This window comes from Pontibacter qinzhouensis (genome assembly GCF_008017455.1).
GTDB lineage: Bacteria > Bacteroidota > Bacteroidia > Cytophagales > Hymenobacteraceae > Pontibacter > Pontibacter qinzhouensis.
Genome location: NZ_VRTY01000034.1, coordinates 1 through 20,218, shown reverse-complemented (window position 1 = coordinate 20,218; position 20,218 = coordinate 1). Strand labels below are relative to the sequence as shown.

10 protein-coding genes are annotated in these 20,218 nt (G+C 45.7%); 8 read left to right on the top strand and 2 right to left on the bottom strand.

All coding sequences use genetic code 11. From position 1 onward, the window contains the following. Positions 1-20 precede the first annotated feature (20 nt). The 7 genes from FVR03_RS10585 to FVR03_RS10555 all read left to right on the top strand — a co-directional run bounded on the left by FVR03_RS10585 (position 21) and on the right by FVR03_RS10555 (position 17,089). Entirely contained in the window at positions 21-1,682 is a 1,662-nt protein-coding gene (locus FVR03_RS10585) for an amidase (protein ID WP_147921722.1), read from the top strand. 410 nt (positions 1,683-2,092) lie between these two features. Then, complete coding sequence (locus tag FVR03_RS10580; protein WP_147921721.1) at positions 2,093-4,495, top strand: prolyl oligopeptidase family serine peptidase; 2,403 nt, start codon at positions 2,093-2,095, stop codon at positions 4,493-4,495. Positions 4,496-5,742: 1,247 nt separating this feature from the next. Next, on the top strand, positions 5,743-8,985 hold the full coding sequence (locus tag FVR03_RS10575; RefSeq protein WP_147921720.1) for a SusC/RagA family TonB-linked outer membrane protein: 3,243 nt from the start codon (positions 5,743-5,745) through the stop codon (positions 8,983-8,985). Between the two features lie 12 nt (positions 8,986-8,997). Continuing rightward, entirely contained in the window at positions 8,998-10,452 is a 1,455-nt protein-coding gene (locus FVR03_RS10570; RefSeq protein WP_147921719.1) for a SusD/RagB family nutrient-binding outer membrane lipoprotein, read from the top strand. 1,478 nt (positions 10,453-11,930) lie between these two features. Then, positions 11,931-15,047, top strand: a complete 3,117-nt coding sequence (locus tag FVR03_RS10565; protein ID WP_147921718.1) for a SusC/RagA family TonB-linked outer membrane protein — start codon at positions 11,931-11,933, stop codon at positions 15,045-15,047. Between the two features lie 13 nt (positions 15,048-15,060). Then, positions 15,061-16,539, top strand: a complete 1,479-nt coding sequence (locus FVR03_RS10560; RefSeq protein WP_147921717.1) for a SusD/RagB family nutrient-binding outer membrane lipoprotein — start codon at positions 15,061-15,063, stop codon at positions 16,537-16,539. 25 nt (positions 16,540-16,564) lie between these two features. Continuing rightward, positions 16,565-17,089 (top strand): hypothetical protein, encoded by a 525-nt coding sequence (locus FVR03_RS10555; protein WP_147921716.1) that lies wholly within the window; start codon positions 16,565-16,567, stop codon positions 17,087-17,089. A gap of 180 nt (positions 17,090-17,269) precedes the next feature. On the opposite strand, the gene FVR03_RS10550 is transcribed toward FVR03_RS10555, so the two are convergent. Beyond that, the gene (locus tag FVR03_RS10550; protein WP_147921715.1) at positions 17,270-18,085 is read right to left on the bottom strand and encodes a phosphatase PAP2 family protein; all 816 of its coding nucleotides are present in this window, start codon (positions 18,083-18,085) and stop codon (positions 17,270-17,272) included. A gap of 294 nt (positions 18,086-18,379) precedes the next feature. Here FVR03_RS10550 and metK point away from each other — a divergent pair, with 294 nt between their 5' ends. Continuing rightward, positions 18,380-19,633 (top strand): methionine adenosyltransferase, encoded by a 1,254-nt coding sequence (gene metK, locus FVR03_RS10545; RefSeq protein WP_147921714.1) that lies wholly within the window; start codon positions 18,380-18,382, stop codon positions 19,631-19,633. Between the two features lie 445 nt (positions 19,634-20,078). Here the strand turns inward: metK and FVR03_RS10540 are convergent, their stop codons facing one another. Further along, positions 20,079-20,213 carry an HPF/RaiA family ribosome-associated protein gene (locus FVR03_RS10540; RefSeq protein ID WP_439651043.1) on the bottom strand — a complete coding sequence of 45 codons (135 nt, stop codon included), beginning with the start codon at positions 20,211-20,213 and terminating at the stop codon, positions 20,079-20,081. Between the last annotated feature and the right edge of the window lie 5 nt (positions 20,214-20,218).

The following is a 20,218-nucleotide window of genomic DNA, read 5'->3' as shown; positions in this document are numbered from 1 at the left end:
AAATTGCTATGGCTCACTGTATGAATAAAAATATAAGTCATTTCCTGATTGGTGCAGGATGCTTTGTATCAGGTGCTTTCGCTATGAAGGTTGCAGACGATAACAAAATAACAGTGGGTACGCTGCGCCAGGCACAGCAACTTATTGGTTTACATTTTTCAGATGCAAAACTCGATTCTGCCATTTCAGACTTGCAGGAGTTTAGGGCAGGATATGAACGCATACGAAAACAACCTCTGACTAACAATGTAGCTCCTGCCTTACAGTTTAATCCTTTGCCTGTCGGGTTCACTATCCATCAGAAAAAAGAAAAATTTAAGGTAAAAGCGCCAAAAGGTGTTAAGCTGCCTGCCAACAAAAACGAGCTGGCCTTTTACAGCGTGCCGCAGCTGGCAGAGTTGATCCGCACAAAACAGATTTCATCAGAAGAACTGACCCTGTTTTTTCTGCAGCGCCTCAAAATCTACGGGCCTAAGTTGGAGTGTATTACCTCGCTTACCGAAGAGCGGGCACTGCGGCAGGCGCGTTTAGCTGACCAGGAAATTAAAGCCGGCAGATATAAAGGCATGCTGCACGGCATTCCGTTTGGCGTAAAAGACCTGCTCGCCACCAAAGACTATAAAACCACCTGGGGCGCTATGCCTTACAAAGAGCAGCACCTGGACCTGGATGCCACGGTAGTGCAGCGCCTGGAGCAGGCAGGCGGGGTGCTGGTAGCCAAAACCACGCTTGGTGCATTAGCGATGGGCGATGTGTGGTACGGCGGCAAAACCCGCTCCCCCTGGGATGTAAGCCAGGGCTCCAGCGGTTCCTCGGCAGGTTCTGCCTCTGCGGTAGCAGCCGGCCTGCTGCCTTATGCCATCGGTACGGAAACCTTAGGCTCAATTGTGTCGCCTTCTACAGCGTGTGGCACCACAGGCCTGCGCCCCACCTACGGGCGCGTGAGCCGCTATGGTGCCATGGCCCTGAGCTGGTCTATGGATAAAATAGGTCCGATTGCGCGGTCGGCAGAAGATTGTGCTATTGTGTTCAATGCCATTTACGGACCAGATGTGAATGACTTGTCGGTGCGGGAGGCGCCGTTTAACTATAACACCAGCCTCGACCCGAAAAAGCTGCGGGTAGGCTACCTGAAAAAAGACTTTGAGCGAAATTACGGTTTCAAGGCGAACGATAGTCTGGCGCTGCTGGCCCTGCGCAACGCTGGCATAGAACTGGTGCCGCTCGAGCTGCCCGATTTCCCGGTGCGCGACCTGGTGCTGACGATTTCGGTGGAAGGTGCTGCTGCTTTTGATGAACTGACAAGAAGCGGGCGCGACAGCCTGCTGGTGCAGCAGCACAAAAATGCCTGGCCCAATACCTTCAGGGCAGCCCGGTTTATTCCGGCAGTGGAGTACCTGCAGGCGCAGCGCGTTCGAACCCTGCTTATTCAGCAAATGCACGAGCGGCTCAAAGGTATAGATGTGTACATCAGCCCCTCTTTCAGCTCCAACCTGACTATTACGAATTTAACCGGGCACCCCTGCGTAGTGGTGCCTACAGGCCTGCAGCAAAACGGCATGCCAACTACTATTACCTTTATGGGGCAGCTGTTTGGTGAGGCGCAGGTGCTGGCATTCGCAAAATTTTTCCAGGACCTGACCCCGTACGATGAGCAGCACCCGCCAATGGCATTTAAGTAAGAGAACACCATAAGGTTACGTCTTAACTTAACGGCATCATAAATTACAGCCCCTTGAAAAAAACGACATGCGGAGCACGACACACGACTTTTAAAAAAATTGTATGAAAGGTGAAATAAGATGCAGTAAGTTGTTGTGCTGACTATTGACACACACAGGAAAATACGAAATAGACCCTTGGCAGGATTTTGATGAAAATCCTTCTGAAGGCTGTTTTGATTAGAATAATTCAGCAGCTATTTATAAACTATGCTTTCGAGTGCAGCAAAAATTCTTTCAGATGCCTTGTACAGCCTCAGAGTAAACCGGGTTTTGACTTACTGCTTACTTTTATACTTTTGTTACCGCAGCAGAAGCTGTAACCTTGTTAACTCTTTAAATTCTACCTACATCAGTTCAAGTACTACCTTATGTTCTTAAACAAAATTTCGCCTGCCTTTCTATTGTTGCTACTAACACTTAGCGTCGGCACAGCCCAGGCACAAGAGGCACAAACACCCCTGAGTGTGGAGAAGATTATGCGAAACCCCACCTGGATGGGTACTTCTCCGAGTAATATTGCCTGGTCTGAAGATGGCCGCAAAGTCTACTTTAACTGGAACCCCGACGCTAACCGCAAAGACTCCCTCTACAGCGTATTGGCCGATGGTAAAAACATACGCAAGGTGAGTCCGCAGGAAAGGCGCAACCTGCCAACCGGTACCGGAAGTTACAACAGGGCCCGGACAAAGAGGGTGTACGAGAAGAACGGCGATATTTTTCTGCTCGACATAAAGTCCGGCAAGGTACAGCAGGTAACCAACACGGTTGAGCGCGAGATTAACCCCTCTTTTACCTTCGATGAACAAAAAGTAGCTTTCCTGAAAGATAACAACCTGTATACCTGGAGCCTGAACGGCGGTCAGCTCATGCAGCGCACCGATTTCAGGAAAGGAAAGAAACCAGCAGACGCAGAAAGCAAAGACCCTCAGAAAAAATGGCTGCGCGAACAGCAACTAGAGCTATTTGATATTATAAAGGAACGAGACGCTGATAAGAAAGCAGCCGAGAAACAGCAAAAGGCCGATAATCTTACCCGGCCCAAAGAAATTTACATAGAAGAAAAGCTGGTTGACAACGTGGTGCTGAGTCCCGATGAGCAGTTTGTTACGTTTCGGCTAATAAAGCGCCCAGCCGATGCCAAAGGGACCATGGTGCCGGCCTTTGTTACAGCCTCGGGCTATACCGAAGAGCTGAACGTGAGGACAAAAGTAGGCGATGCGCAAACGGATACGGAATTTTTTGTGTACGACACCCGCCGCGACACCACCTTTGCTGTGCTGATGAACAACATTGCCGGCATAGAAGAGCAACCTGCCTACCTGAAAGATCAGAAAAGCAAGGCCACTGCTACAAAGGCAGGAGCAGAAAAGTCTGATAAAAAGAATCTTCGGGCAACCGCTATCTATGGCCCCTTCTGGTCTGATAATGGCAAAAGTGCCGTAGTAGTAGCAAGATCTGCCGATAACAAAGACCGCTGGATTTTAGCCCTGGACCCTGCTTCCGGAAAAATGAGCCTGCTGGACCGGCAACACGACGATGCCTGGATTGGTGGGCCCGGCATTGGGTATGGGGCAGGCGATATAGGCTGGTTACCCGACAATGAGCATATCTGGTTTGTGTCGGAAGAGAGTGGTTATGCCCACCTTTACAAATGCCATGCTAAAACCGGGGAGAAAAGAGCCCTAACCAGCGGCAAGTTCGAAGTGTATAATGTGGCTCTTTCGGCTGATAAAAAGAACTGGTATTTTACTTCCAATAAAGTACACCCGGGGGAGCAGCATTTCTACCGCATGTCCCTGCAGGGTGGAGAAATGGTGCAGCTCACCACACAGGCAGGTGCGCACGAAGTTGTGCTCTCGCCCGACGAAAAGACATTGGCTGTGCGGTATTCTTACACCAACAAACCCTGGGAACTCTACCTGATGGATAACAAAAAAGGAGCGAGAATGCGACAGGTGACGAACTCGCTAACTGATGAGTTTAAGGCCTACAACTGGCGCGACCCGGAAGTAATTACTTTTAAAGCACGCGATGGAGCCGATGTGCATGCCCGTGTTTATAAGCCAACCACAGTGCAAGTCAACGGGCCTGCTGTCATTTTTGTGCATGGTGCCGGTTATTTGCAAAACGCGCACAAGTGGTGGAGTTCTTACTTCAGAGAGTACATGTTCCATAATTTTCTGGTAGACCAGGGCTACACCGTGCTCGATATCGATTACAGAGGCAGTGCCGGCTATGGGCGCGATGTACGCACAGGTATTTACCAGTTTATGGGCGGCAAAGACCTTTCGGACCACGTAGATGGAGCCAGGCACCTGGCAGAAAAGTATCAGGTAGATCCGAAGCGGATTGGTATTTACGGCGGCTCTTACGGCGGTTTTATTACCCTGATGGCCATGTTCACAGAACCAGATGTTTTTGCCGCCGGAGCAGCCCTGCGCTCTGTTACAGACTGGGCTCACTACAACCACGGCTATACCTCCAATATTCTGAACACACCACAAACCGATAGCCTGGCCTATGCCAAAAGCTCACCTATTTATTATGCCGACGGTTTAAGAGGAGCTTTGCTCATGTGCCATGGCATGGTCGATACCAATGTGCACTTCCAGGACATTGTGCGCCTATCGCAGCGGCTGATTGAATTAGGTAAAGATAATTGGGAACTGGCTGTTTACCCTGTAGAGGACCACGGTTTTACAGAACCAGCCAGTTGGACAGATGAGTACAAGCGGATTTATAAGTTGTTTGAACAACATTTAAAGCCATAACAGTAGTTGTATATTGCTATATTTTATTAAACACTTTTACCTGTTTCAGTATGTAGTGCAAAACCAATGAAAGTCATCTTCCTTTTTAAGTAAAAATACTTCTTCTTCTAATTGCTGAATTTATAATAATAAGGCCACTTAAAGGTTATCGGTTACAAAAACAGCAGTAGTAAGAAGAAGTATTTACCTACCATTAATTCTACAGAAAGAAACCTGCCATTACTTTTCTCGTAAAGCAAATATCCTTGCCGCTAATTTGGTGTTTTAACTCTTATTTGAATTAAAAAGACACTTACCCGACACTTCATTACTGCTATAGAAGTCGTCCTGATACAATAGTAATGCCTTCAGTTAGGCTTAACTATTTGTTTGGTTTACCTGATTACCTTTGTTTTTGTACATTACCTGTATATGCCTGCTATTATACTTATAAGTAAAATTACTTATAAGGTTAGGCCTGGTGCATGTTTTTTATAAGTAATTTTACATTTTACGTTTTATTTAACCAGTGGTTTGTGGCTGCGTACGTTTGTGAAATAGTTAAAGAATAAACACTGTTATTTGCTGTTTTTCAATATTAAAGCTAGATTAAAAAAATATTTAATAGTTTTTTAATCTGGATCTTGATGTATATATTTGATGATCGCTCTAATCCGTATAGCAATAGTTATAATCAGATAAGCTATGAAACAGACTCTACTTCTCCTACAGGTACCTGATTTGGAACTTCAGTTTTTCTGCCGATCCCAGTTACTTCCTACTTGATGCTGCAAGAGCTAACCCTATATAATTTGCTGGCTGCTTAAGACGGAGGCAAATTACTGGAAACAATGATTTGTAGCTTTATGATTAGTGCCACCTCTTGACCTTTGAATTGTTGTAAAACAGTTAATTTCTGCATATGTAGATCTTTTGTTATGCTGAGAAAAACAGCTGGCAGAACTGCATGAAACAACTAACACACTTAAAAAGGGCAGCCTTGACTAAGGTAACAGAAACATGCACTTTTTACTGAAATGCTTGATTATATAGAAAGGAATAACCATTTTAAGTACAGCAGTTTTGCTGCTGCGTCTGCACCGTTCAGAAACTAATACGCTACGCTGCAATCTTAACTTAGTTAAATATAATATTATTTGAATATTTGTATTTTAACACTCTCTAGTTAGTTTTTTTTATTCAGTAAGGCTATTCTTTTGTAGAATAGCTATAATTCCATTCTAATTCCTCACCTAAACAATCGTTCAATGAAAAGAATTTTATGCTTATGTCTTTTGTTTGTGGCTGTGCTGCTGCAGGAGGCAATGGCCCAGAGTAGAACAGTAACCGGTACAGTTACTGACAAAGCTACTAATGTGGGCTTACCAGGAGTTACGGTTTTGGTAAAAGGTACCACTACAGGTACTGCTACAGATCTTAATGGCACTTATTCGTTAACAGTGCCCGCCGAGGCCACAACGCTTGTTTTCAGGGCTATCGGCTATACAACTGTGGAGCGAAACCTGGGGGTTGCCACTTCCATCGATGTCTCGTTAGGTGTTGATGCCACTACATTGGGAGAAGTTGTGGTGACTGCCCTGGGTATTGAGCGAAACCGAAATGAGCTGGCTTACTCAGCGCAACAAGTAAGCGGCGACCAGGTTACCCGTGTCAGGAGCTCCGACTTTGTAAGTACACTTTCTGGTAAAGTGGCCGGTCTCGATATTCGTTCTAACAATACTATGGGCGGTTCTACTAACGTGGTTATTCGTGGTTACTCTTCTATTACCGGTAACAACCAGGCGCTATTTGTAATAGATGGTGTGCCGGTAAGTAATGCCAACAACAACACCAATGCCAGAGTAGCGCAGTCAAACCCTCAGTTTGGTAACCAGCAGTCGGGTGGGGTAGGTACCGACTTCGGTAACGCCGCAGCCGACATAAACCCCGATAACATTGAGTCGATTAACGTGCTCAAAGGTTCTGCTGCTACTGCCCTGTATGGCTCTCGGGCCGCTAACGGTGTTATTATGATTACGACTAAGAAAGGTGCTAAAAACAGCCTCAACATTAACGTGAACAGTGGCGTTACCTGGAGCCGGATCGATAAAAGCACTTTTGCGCGCTACCAGAAAGAGTATGGTGCGGGCTATTTCGATGCCTTCCGGGCCTCCCGCGATTTAGGAAGTGGCCTTGGGCCAGTGGTGCGTTTTCAGGACGATGCCTCTTACGGGCCAGCCTTTGACCCGGGCCTGATGGTGTACCAGTGGGATGCCATTGACCCATCTTCTCCAAACTTTGGCAGAATGACTCCCTGGGTGGCTGCCGAAAATGACCCCAGCACTTATTATGAGACAGGGGTTAATTCGAACCAGAGCATTGTACTGAGCGGCGGCGGCGACAAAACTACCTTTAACCTGGGTTATACCCGCAACGACATTAAAGGAAACCTGCCTAACAGCACCATCGATAAGGACCTGATTAACTTTACAGGAACTTATGAGGCTTCGAGTAAACTGACTGTAAGTGCATCTGGTAACTATTCTCGTGTAGTGGGTATGGGCCGGTACGGCACAGGCTACAACGGCCGTAACCCCAACCAGCAGTTCAGGCAGTGGTGGCAAACCAACGTAGATCTCGTAAAACAACGGGATGCTTATTTCAGAAACCGCAGAAATGAAACCTGGAACTGGAATAGCTCCAATACCGGCCCTATCTACTCCGATAACCTGTACTGGACCCGCTACGAAAACTACTCTAACGACAGCCGCGATAACTTCTATGGCTATGCCATGGCTACCTATAAGTTTACCGACTGGTTTAGTTTAATGGGTAGAGCTACCTTTAACACAACCACCGACATGCAGGAAGAACGCGTGGCCATCGGTTCTGCAGACTTAAGCCAGTATACGCGCTTTAACAGGAGCTTTAATGAGTCTAATTTTGACCTGTTCCTGAACTTCGACAAAAATATTTCTGACGACATCAGCTTTACAGGCCTGATTGGCGCAAACCTGCGCCGCGACCGTATGAGTTCGATCAGGGCCAGTACAAACGGTGGCCTGGTGGTACCGGGTTTCTACGCTCTATCGAACACTGTTAACCCGATTAACCCGCCGTTCGAGGAACTGGAGAAAAGAGGAGTTGATGGTATATTTGCAAGTGCCAACTTCGGTTTTAAAGAAATGGTGTTTGTGGAACTGGCAGCACGCCAGGATAAATCTACAACACTACCGCTTGACAATAACTCTTATTTCTACCCGGCTGCGGCTGCTAACTTTGTGTTCTCTAATGTAGTCGAAACTCCCTGGCTATCGCTTGGTAAAATCAGGGCAAACTACGCCGAGGTAGGTAACGATGCACCTCCTTTGAGCTTGTACGACATTTATTCAGCACAACCAGGCTTTGGCTCAATTCCTATTTTTTCGCTACCAAACATCCGCAACAACGCGGCTTTGTTACCTGAAAGAAAGAAAAGCTTTGAAGCTGGCCTTGAAGCCGAGTTCTTTAACAGCTTGTTTGGATTCGACCTGACGGTTTACAAAGAAAACACAGTAGACCAGATTTTGCCGGTAAGTACTTCAGCAGCCAGTGGTTACACCCAGCGTTACGTAAATGCCGGTAACGTAGAAAACAGAGGTTTTGAGATATCTGCTTTTGTGTCGCCAATAAATACCGAAAACCTGACCTGGACCATGAATCTGAACTTTGCGCGCAACAGAAACAAAGTACTTAGCCTGTATGAGGATGTGCAGAACATTCCGCTGGCAACGTTCCAGGGTGGTGTGTCGAGTAACGCAGCTGTAGGCCAGCCTTATGGTGTGCTCCGCGGAAACGACTTTGTATACTTAAATGGCCAGAAAGTAGTTAACTCCGACGGGTATTATATGCTATCTGATCGGGCTGATCTTTTTATCGGCGATCCTAACCCAGACTGGATGGGTGGATTTAACAACTCCCTTACTTTTAAAGGGGTAACGCTTGCCTTCCTGATTGATGTGCGTAAGGGTGGCGATGTGTTTTCGCTGGACCAGTGGTATGGTGAGGCAACAGGCCTTTACCCTGAAAGCGCTGGCCTGAACGACAGAGGCAATCCTTCGCGCCGGCCTGTTGAAGATGGCGGTGGTATTTTGTTGCCAGGTGTTAAAGAAGACGGTACTCCGAACGACATTTATGCAGAGAACCAGGATGGCGACGGTTTAACACCGTTTGGCTATGCTGCCAATAACTACGAAGGCGCACCCAGAGCCATGTATGTGTACGATGGCAGCTTTGTTAAACTACGAGAGGTGGCGCTGTCTTATGCTTTGCCACAGAGTGTGGTTAGCAGAATCGGGTTTGTAAAAGGTATTGATCTGCAACTGATTGGCCGTAACCTCTGGATCATCCATAAAAACATGAAATATTCTGACCCGGAAGAAGGCCTAAGCTCAGGTAACGTGAGAGGATACCAGAGTGGAGCATATCCGGCTATAAAAACATATGGATTCAATGTTAGATTAAACTTTTAATTAGTACAGAAGATGAAGAAAATCCTTATAAGCTTATTGTCGCTGGTACTGATGGTATCATGCGTTGATGATCTGGATGATTATAATATTGACCAGAAGCAGGCAACAACGGCTCCACCGGCCACACTGTTTACAGGAGCACTTAAAAACATGGCAGATGTACTGACCACTCCCAACGTAAATACCAATAACATCCGGTTTTATGTGCAGCACTGGACCTCAACCCAGTACCTGGATGAGCCGCGTTATAACATGACATCGCGGCTGATACCGCAGAACTACTGGCAGGCGCTTTACCGCGATGTGCTGGCAGATCTGAAGGAGTCGAAAAGGCTGGTGCAGGAAACGGAGGTTATTCCTACCTATCCGCAGGAAGTGAAAGATAACCAGCTGGCTCAAATTGAAATAGCTGAGGTATATGCGTGGTCGGTGCTGGTGAACTCCTTTGGCGATGTGCCTTACTCGCAGGCACTTGATCCCAGTAACTCGTTACCAGCCTACGACGATGCCCAGACCATTTACAACGACCTGATGGTTCGCCTGAACATGGCCCTGGGTATGATAGACACAGAAGCTGCAGGCTTCGGCAACGGTGATGTACTGTATGCAGGGGCCGGGCAAATGAGCAAGTGGCTGAAGTTCGGTAACTCGCTGAAGTTGAAGTTAGGCATGGTGTTGGCTGATGTTGACCCTGCCCAGGCTAAGACGCTGGTAGAGTCTGCTGCGCTTAATGTATTTACCAGCAATGCCGATAACGCCCGTTTCCCTTATTTGTCGACAACGCCAAACAACAACCCCATATCGTCTAATGTGAAAGGTCCGCTTACGACCAGAGAAGACTTTGTGGCTGCGAACACACTCGTTAATGCCATGAATGAACGGAACGACCCAAGAAGACAGTTTTATTTCTCGCAGGTGAACGGGCAGTTTATTGGCGGCGAGTATGGCTTCCCTAACACCTACACGTCTTACTCTACAGTGAGTGCTAAAGTAGCAGCCCTCGATTTTGAAGCCCTGCTGCTGGATTATTCAGAAGTGGAGTTCCTGTTGGCTGAGGCAGTAGAAAGAGGCTTTACCGTGCCTGGTGGTAGTGCGGCAGATCATTATAACAGAGCCATTACTGCTTCTATAGAGTATTGGGGCGGTACCGCTGCCGAAGCAACAACCTACCTGGCCCAGCCAAGTGTTACTTATGCATCGGCTCCCGGCGACTGGAAAATGAAGATCGGTACACAAAAGTGGATTGCTCTCTATAACCGCGGATACGATGCCTGGGTTGAGTGGAGAAGGTTAGATGCACCCACCTTGCTACCTCCTGCTGTAGAGGGTGCCGGTGCTTTGAATATTCCGACCAGGTTAATATATCCTATAAATGAAGGTACACTTAACGGCGCAAATCGCGATGCTGCTGCTGCGGCCATCGGAGGAGATGACCGTACTACCCGTTTGTTCTGGGATGTGCAGTAACAGGTTCAGGTAACAAGTACAAAAAAGCCTCCGTTAATCGGGGGCTTTTTTTTTGCTGGAAAGGCAGTGTGTCAGCAGTGTTAGTGCTCCACTAATTTAAAAATTCAAATGTACCATATACTTTTCCGTTCTCTAATTACCTGACTTGAACTTCAGCACTGCCTGCAAGGCCGTACAAATGGGGTTCTGTCTGGACTAGCTGCCGGCTTACAGAATAATGCCGATACTGCAAAAAGTTGTATGCCCGGTACCTGATAAAAATAATCAATCGTTGTTAGTAGCCTTTCGCAGGAGGAGGGCAACTTGTTATTATTCAGGAGGAACTCTGTAAAGGTAGCTTGTGTACAGGCTAGAAAGCCCCATGCAGGCTTGTAACCTGCCCCGCCACTCTCTGGCAGGTAAGAGTCAAATGCCGCAGATTCAGCACAAGCTGGTTATGTGTAACAACGGGTATGCGGAATACCTTTGCAGTTCTGAAGCCTTGGTATAAAACTGATATTAATTAAAGCCTCTTGTTATTAGAATGTCGCTGTGGAGGAGCTGCTGTAAATCCAGTTCTGAATTAGCTTTTACCTGGCCTTTGTTAATTGCCTGCATACTTATGGATGATCCACAACCCTTGGCAAAATTCTGATGAGAACTCTTTTGAAGGCTGTTTTCATTCAAATAATTTGAGTGTATAACATATGAAGGAGATTACATATGTGTTTTGCTGAAAAATAACTACATCTCTGCTGCGAGTTCAAAACTTGCGGCAGGAGTCCGGTTAAATATAGCTGATCTGAAAATGTTACATGCTAAAACAACTTCCACTTTAGAACTGTAGTGCGTATAGCTTGGGGCAAAGCTTCTCGAAATGCAGGCTCAGATCTATATTACCAATTGGCCCTTGCTGGTGGAACCAAATTGTTGAGGAAAAAGACAAATGTAAACTTATAAGCTAAGATTGTGTTAGGCCGAAGTACCGCTCTATAGGAAATCAGAGTTCCAGTAGCTTGGCCTTTTAATCCAATTTTGGATAAGGCTTTATACAAAGTCTGTTTCATCTATAATAGTATTCGATATAGAATTTATTATATATACTTGAAGTGTATAGCTAACAGTTGTTAAATTTTGATTATTGCTACACTGCTGCTTCCAATTGTATCAGATTTTTTTTATTTTTAGTTGCAAGGGTTAGTTCTGATAATCAATGTCTTATGTTTCAGTGGCAGAAGTAGTTTGTGTTTTAGTAGAAATGCTGTACATGTGGCCTTTTTAGTTCAGTTTAAAATTATAGAAAACTTGAGTAAAATTTTAAATAACTAACGTTTGTTATTTGCGGATTGCTTAAAAATTAACATTTGTTATTGAAAATTTTTGAATTTTCAGTCCGTGACAAAAAAATTATTAATAAGTTTTTAAATTGGTTAATGCTTTATATATTTGAAAAATAAACTATCCTATCTTAAACATTTTACAATCTAAACAACTCAAGTATGAAGAAGAGTATACTACTCAATTTCATTTTTGTGTTTGCGCTTGTCGTTCAAGCGTTTGCACAAGGGCGGACGGTTACAGGTAATGTAACTGATCAGGCCACGGGGCAAGGCCTCCCCGGTGTTTCCATTCAGGTTAAGGGCACCACTACCGGTACGGCCACTGACATCGACGGAAATTTTTCTGTTAGTGTTCCTTCTGAGAATACTACTTTGGTTTTCCGTGCAATTGGTTATCAGGCAGTGGAGCGTGCAGTTGGCACTTCTTCTACCATTAATGTAGTACTGGCTGTAAACGCACAACAGCTGAACGAAGTAGTTGTAACAGCGCAAGGCATTGAGCGCGACGTTCGTTCACTTGGCTACGCCACACAAAGTGTACAGGGTGAAGCAATTTCTCAGCGTTCTGAGCCAAACGTGCTTAACGCACTGCAAGGCAAAGTAGCTGGCGTAAACATTACTGGTGCATCAGGTGCGCCGGGTGCTTCTACCAACATCAACATTCGTGGTATAACTTCTTTTAACGGTAGCAACCAACCACTTATCGTAGTAGATGGTATCATCTTCAGTAACGATGTAGACAACTCTCAGAACACCCTGTTCGGTTCTCAGCCATCTAACCGTCTTGCCGATATTAACCCGGAGAGCATCGAGTCTATCAACATTCTGAAAGGACCGGCTGCATCTGTGCTTTACGGTTCAAGAGCATCTGCCGGTGTAATTGTTATTACAACCAAAAGCGGCAGAGGCATGAAAGGCAAAACAGAGGTTACTTTCAACTCTTCTGTTAACTTCCAGAACATAGCTTACCTGCCAAAGTTCCAGAACGAGTATGGCCAGGGAACGCAGAACAACTACGTAAACAACTCTACTGCCTCTTGGGGGCCACGCTTTGGAACACCAGGTTTCGATAATGTAACTACTGTTTGGGGCGAGTCTGTTCCTTACCGTGCGTACCCTGATAACATCAAAGACTTTTACCAGACAGGCAAGTTCCTGATGAACTCACTCAACATAGCTGGTGGTGACGAAAATACTAACTTCTCTACAGCGCTTTCCAGTACTTTGCAGGAAGGTGTAGTGCGTGAAAGTGGTTTCAACAGACACAGTGTGCAGGTAGGAGGTAACTCTAAACTGAACAACGGTCTTAAAGTTGGCGGTACGATTACTTATGTAAAGACTTCTCAGGAAGGTGCAACAATGGGTAACGGTGGTAGTGCCTTCGGTCAGATCACGCGTGTGCCCCGTAGCTTTAACCTGATGGGCATGGATCATATCGATGATATAACCGGAAGGAGTATTTATTTTCTTGCTCCAACTCAGAACCACCCGCTTTGGAGCTTAGAAAATGAGTTCTTCGAAAGCAACGTTGACCGTGTGTTCGGTAACCTTTCTGTAGGCTACGACTTAGCTGACTGGTTAAACGTGACCTACCGCGTAACTGCAGATACTTATTCTGACACTAGACGTCAGGTACTAAGAATAGGCGCTGCCAGAGCACCACAAGGTCAGATCGACGAAGATTTGAGAACAAGATCTGAATTAAACGGTGACCTCCTGATTACAGCCCGTAAAAACGACATCTTTACGGAAGGTCTTAATGCCAGCTTATTACTTGGTCAAAACATTAACCAACGATCTAGAAAAGAATCTGGTGTTATTGCCGAGTCTTTAACCGTTCCGGGAGGATTTGATAACGTAAGCAGCGGTACTGTATTTACAGGTTCTTATGAGAACAACTTCAGAAGAAGACTGTTAGGCCACTACGGTCAGTTGTCTTTAGACTATAAGTCTTACCTGTTCTTAGAACTTTCTGCACGTGTAGATAAGTCTTCTACTTTGCCAGCTGGTAACAATGCCTATTTCTACCCTTCTGCTGCCGTGAGCTTTGTGCCTACAGAAGCATTTAATTTTGAGTCAGACATTCTTTCTTACGCAAAAGTTAGAGCCAATGCTGCACGCGTTGGTCGTGATGCTCCTGAATACCAGTTGCAATCAGTTTTTTCAAGGGCCACATATGGGAATAACTTAGCAAGTGTTTCTTTCCCACTTGCAGTAGGTGGTAACATCCCGGGTTTCCAAATCGGTTCCCGCATTGGGTCACCAAACCTGAAACCAGAATTTGTGACTTCATATGAAGGTGGTTTCAACTTAGGTTTCTTCAACAACCGTATTGGTGTTGACTTCACTTACTTCCACTCAACCAGTACAAACCAGATATTTAACGTAGCTATCTCTAACGCATCTGGTTATGACACCAGAACCACTAATATTGGTGAAATGAGAAACAAAGGTATTGAGCTACAGTTATCAGGTACGCCAATCAGAACAAGTGACTTTGAATGGGATATTATGGTAAACTTTACCCGCATCCGCAACAAAGTGATATCTATTTCAGAAGGTGTTGACAACTCCAATATTACTGGTGACTCCTTTATTGGTATTGCTCCATCTATTGCAGTAGGTTACCCTTACGGTGTGATTATTGGTACTGCTAACGCCAGAAACGATGCCGGAGAGCTTTTGGTTAATGGTGCAACTGGTGCATTTGTGCCTGGTGTGGCTGGTGAGGTTATTTCTAACCCACAGAAAGACTATATCGCGGGTATTACTAACACCTTTACTTACAAAGGTCTTAGCCTGTCTGCCTTATTTGATATCAACAAAGGTGGCCAGATCTATTCTTTCTCTCAGGTAGACATGCGTCAGGCTGGTCAGACAGATGTTACAGGTGTTGATCGTGACCAACCACGTATTTTGCCAGGCGTTATTGCCAATGCCGACGGAACTTTCCGCCCGAACAACATCCAGGTTTCTTCACAAGCTTACTGGACTAACTTAGGTGGCCTTGCTTCTGAAGCAGCTGTGTTTGATGCTACTGCCTACAGATTAAGAGAAGTTGCGTTAAACTATGCTTTACCGGCAAGCCTGATTTCCAGAACTCCTTTCGGTGGCGTTTCGCTTGGTGTTAGTGGCAGGAACTTATTACTGTATGCTCCCGGTTTCCCTTCTGATCCGGAGATCAACACACAAGGTGCCGGCAACATCCAGGGTATGGATATGAATGGTATACCAACAACAAGAAACTACGGTATTAACCTTCGTGTAACATTTTAATTAAAAGACTTATATGAAATTTTCATTGATAAAGAAACATATAGTATTAGGGGTAACACTCGCTCTTTCAGCCTCATTGGTATCTTGCAATGACTTCCTGGATATAAACGAGACACCTAACAACCCACTTGCAGTACCGCCCTCTACTTTGTTGCCTACTGGTTTAGTGGGATCTGCCTTTGCGAACGCAAACGAGCTGAACAGGTTCACCAGCGCTATTATGAGTGTTACGGCAGGTGTAGCAGGTAGCCCGGTTGCCTACGACCGTTACAACACCAACGGAGCCGACTTTGGCAACCAGTGGCGTTTCGAACTTTACGGAGGAGCCTTGGTAAATTACCAGCAGCTGATTGATGCCGCAGAACGCGTTAATTCACCGGCTTACACTGGTATTGCTAAAATAATGAAGGCTTATACCTTTTCTATTGCGACAGATGTTTGGGGTGATGTGCCTTACTCAGAAGCCTTGCTTGGTGAGGAGAACACCCAGCCAGCCTTAGACTCTCAGCGCGATATCTATTTAGGAAACGAGGCGGAAGGAATTCAAAGCCTGTTCGATTTAGTAAGAGAAGGCATCGCCGATTTAGACAAAGCCAGTGCCACAAGGCCCGGATCTGATGACCTGGTATACGGTGGTACACTTGCTAACTGGAAAAAAGCCGGGAATACGTTGCTGCTTAAATTTGCCATGCAGATAAGTGTAGTAGAGCCAGCTGTAGCAAGAGATGTAATTAACGCTGTGGTTCAGGCAAACAACTATATCGTAGCTAACGATGAGAACCTGGCTGTTAAATTCGGTAGCGTGGTAGGTAGCCAGAACCCTATCCATACTTATACCAACGTTTCTTCTTTCAGAACCGACCAGATGATCAGCACACGTTTCGTAAGCTTGTTGCAAGGTCTGAATGATCCACGTTTAGACTTGTTCGTAACCAAGCCTACCGGTTCTTTTGTAACCATTGATAACGGGTTTGGAGGTACTGCCCCTGTTTATGCAAACAGATCGTTGTACAACACCTATGTAACAGGTCCGTCAACTGCTGCAGGTTCTGCTCCTGTGCGCCTGTTAACCAACTGGCAGCGTGCCTTTATATTGGCAGAAGCTGTTATCCGCTTAGGCGTAGCAGGTGATGCCCAGGCGTTGTTCACCGAAGGTATCCGTGCATCCATGACTGCAGCCGGTGTAACTCCTGCTGCTATAGATGCTTATTTCGCTGCTAACCCAACTGTTGTAACACTGGCCGGAACGCCTGAGCAACAAATTCAGCAGATTATCACACAGAAATATATTTCTATGTTCGGTAACGGCTTAGAGCAGTGGAATGACTGGAGAAGAACAGGTTATCCTACATTAGCACCTCACCAAAATGCTGTGGGTATAGATGGAACCAGACCAGTTCGTGCTCAATACATTGATCAGGAAGTAGCCCGTAACCCTAACTTCCCTAACAATGTGTACTCGAATGTTCCTGTATGGTGGGATGTTAATTAATCATAACTTATAACTTGTCTAAAAGATGAAAAACATATTAATCATTTTCTTTCTTCTAGGTGCTGTTACCCTTTCGTCATGCGATAAGGAGTATGGTACTTTCTATAGCGATAACAGACCTGTAGTACCTGTAACTTTTCCGGGTGCCACAACATACGGTTTTAACCCGTATATAACACATTCCATAGCTTCTGGTGGCGATATCACATTTACGATGTCTATCCCGGAAAACAGTGGAAGAACAATCAGAGAGATCACGAAAGTGGTTGGAGGTGCAACTGCTATCAACGCTGGTTCTGTAAACAGCGCTGTAGTAGGTGGTACTGGTTCAACTGCTGCCTATAACACTGCTGTTATTCCGGGCAACGGTACAACAGCTACGTTTACTACTAACCTGACTGAATTTGCTGCTAAAACTGGTGAAGCTGCTAAAACGGATGCCAACAAGCTAATCAAATCAGGTGGTGAGCTTGCCTTTATGTTCCTAGTAACTCTTGACAACGGGGAAACTATCATTCCTGTGCAGGTAAGAGTAAGACTAGTACAGTAGTTCATAACCTATCATATCAACAAAAGAGGCTGCTCCAATGGGGCAGCCTCTTTTTTGCTTAAAAGCCGATACACAATAGTCCCCGCTCAAATTATTCTAATGAAAATGCCCTCCCAAAGCTTTTTGCTACTAAACCTGTCGAGGGTAGCAGCGGGCCAGGTGAGGCTGCATGCTGCTCCGTTAGAACCTGTAACCAAGGGCGGCACCGTCGTAGCGGGCGCCCATAAAGCTACCCATGACCGGCGCTATAGACAAGCCTGTCTTGTTCGTTTTCTTGTGGAGCTGTGGCACCAGTATACCCGCTGCAGCACCTATGGTATAGCCAATAAGATTATCGCTCAAAAAGTGTTTGCCGGCTTTTAGCCTGAAGTACCCGACTGTGGCAGGTACGGCAGCAGCGGCAGCCCACACATATGGGCGGGCAGGCGAATCGGGGTTGAAATCGTGGAATACCTTGGCAAAGAAAAAGGCGGCACTGGCAGAAGCAGCTGTGTGCCCGGCATAAAAAGAATTTCTGGAATTAGCTCGCATCTTTTCTGCCATATCCACATCGGGGCTGTAGATCATGGGGCGGGTACGTGGGTTCAGGCCATTGGTCATGGTAAAGAGAGTGCCAGTTACAGCCATCGTTTCTACGTAGAGCGCAAACACCTGCCCCGCATTGTTCCGGATATTGTCGTTCAGAACCCATACAAAAGGCATGGCAAACGACGTGTAAAACGGAATGTCGCTGATAGAGTTTGCCCGCTCCGAATCCCAACCAGCCGAAAACCTGTCGAAGCTGTTTACATCGCTTTTCTGAAGCGCACCTATCTGCTGTTCTGTTAAACCATCTTTGGCCTGCATCAGGGTTAAGCCGTAGTAGCTAAGGCCCATGCCAGCTGCTGTAATAGGAGCATCTACCTTCCAGCTGGTTCGGTAAGGCGAGTCGTTTTGCGCCCGAAGCGTGTACACCTGCGATAAGAAAAGCAGGCACATTAGTATTTTTAGTTTCATGGTAATATCATATAGATGGTAGAATAATCGTTGGTGAAACGTGTATAGCCTAAAAAGGTTTATAGCCACCAGCCACATCACTTTGCTCGGTTTTCAGGTTGGCAAAGGGACATTCTGTAATAACTTGTAACTCAGGCAGGAGCAGCCAAATTTAAGGATTTGGGTGTGTTTGCAGGAATTTATGAAAAGCTATGACTATAAAATGTTTATAGTCTGCATTAATTATTATAGCTTTGTATATCTTTCAAATCTGGAAAGATATAGTTGTAAAACAGTACTTAATCTTATTTGCTAATGCCATATTTATTCACTTCTGAATCAGTTTCAGAAGGACACCCTGATAAGGTAGCTGACCAGATATCGGATGCCCTGATTGATAACTTTCTGGCTTGGGACGCTGATTCCAAAGTAGCTTGTGAAACCCTTGTAACCACCGGTCAGGTAATTTTGGCGGGCGAGGTAAAATCGAAAACCTACCTGGATGTGCAGCGTATTGCGCGTGATGTAATCAGGAAGATTGGCTATACGAAATCTGAATACATGTTTGAGGCAAACTCCTGCGGGGTGCTGTCGGCCATACATGAGCAGTCTGCCGACATAAACCAGGGCGTGGATCGCATCAACAAGCAGGAGCAGGGAGCAGGTGACCAGGGCATGATGTTCGGGTATGCTACCAACGAAACAGATAACTATATGCCTTTAGCGCTGGACCTGGCGCATAAAATACTTATAGAACTGGCTGCCATTCGTCGTGAAGCTACCCAGATCGCTTATCTTCGTCCTGATGCCAAGTCGCAGGTAACAATTGAGTATAGCGACGATCACAGGCCCATCCGTATCGACTCTATTGTTGTGTCTACACAGCACGACGATTTTGATACCGAAGAAGCCATGCAGCAACGCATTCAGCGCGATATAGTAGAGGTCTTGATTCCGAGAGTGAAGAGCCAGTTGAAAGAAGAGCTGCAGGCACTCTTTACTGACCAGATCACGTACCACATAAACCCGACCGGTAAATTTGTGATTGGCGGTCCGCACGGCGACACAGGCTTAACCGGCCGTAAAATTATTGTAGATACCTATGGTGGTAAAGGTGCTCACGGTGGTGGTGCCTTCTCCGGCAAAGACCCGTCTAAAGTAGACCGTTCTGCTGCTTATGCCACACGCCATATCGCCAAAAACATGGTGGCAGCTGGTGTAGCCGATGAGGTGCTGGTGCAGGTGTCTTACGCCATAGGTGTAAAAGACCCGATGGGAATTTATGTAAATACCTACGGAACAGCCAAAGTCGATCTCTCAGATGGCGAAATCGCGAAATTGGTTGGCGAGGTGTTCGACATGACTCCATATGGTATTGAAACACGCCTGAAGCTCAGAAATCCTATTTATTCTGAAACAGCAGCTTATGGCCACATGGGCCGCAAAAACGAAACAGTGACCAAGGTGTTCGAAGGTGCTAACGGCGAGAGGAAGGAAGTAGAAGTAGAGCTATTTACCTGGGAGAAACTCGATTACGTAGATAAAATTAAAGCAGCTTTCAGGTTGTAAGGCAACTTGATCTGAAGCCTTGGCCCTTCCGAAGCAGAAAACTACGATTTTCGCTTTGGAAGGGCTTTTTCATTAGCATAATTTGATTGCTGGTTGCTAATTGCCGTTTGCTGAATGGTTAAATTATTGAATGGTTAATCTGGAGATTTGACGATGGAGAAAATAAAAATGTAGATGAATAGGGGGTATAAGACAAGCTTAGAATAAAGATAGTTAAGACTTTAAAGCTCAACTATTTCAAGACCCTTGGCTAAAATGCAGCTAAAATTCTTTGGAGAGCCAATTTCATTAGAATAATTCATGTAGAGAGAGTTCTATAGGTCACCTCCTTTCTTCCCGGAATTATACTATTTGCTAGGTAGCTACAGGCACTAAATGCCTATAGCATAAAAGAGGCTGTCCCAACACGGAGCAGCCTCTTTTATGCTATAGGATAGTTTGGCTATTAGTGAGCCAGTTGTTTTTCTTTAAACTTTTTAAGCTGACGGCGCATGGCATCCACAGCGGCATCAGCGGCAGCCTCAAAAGAGGGAGCGTTCTCTTGCGAGAACAAGGTGCTGCCTGGCACAAAAAGCTTTATCTCCA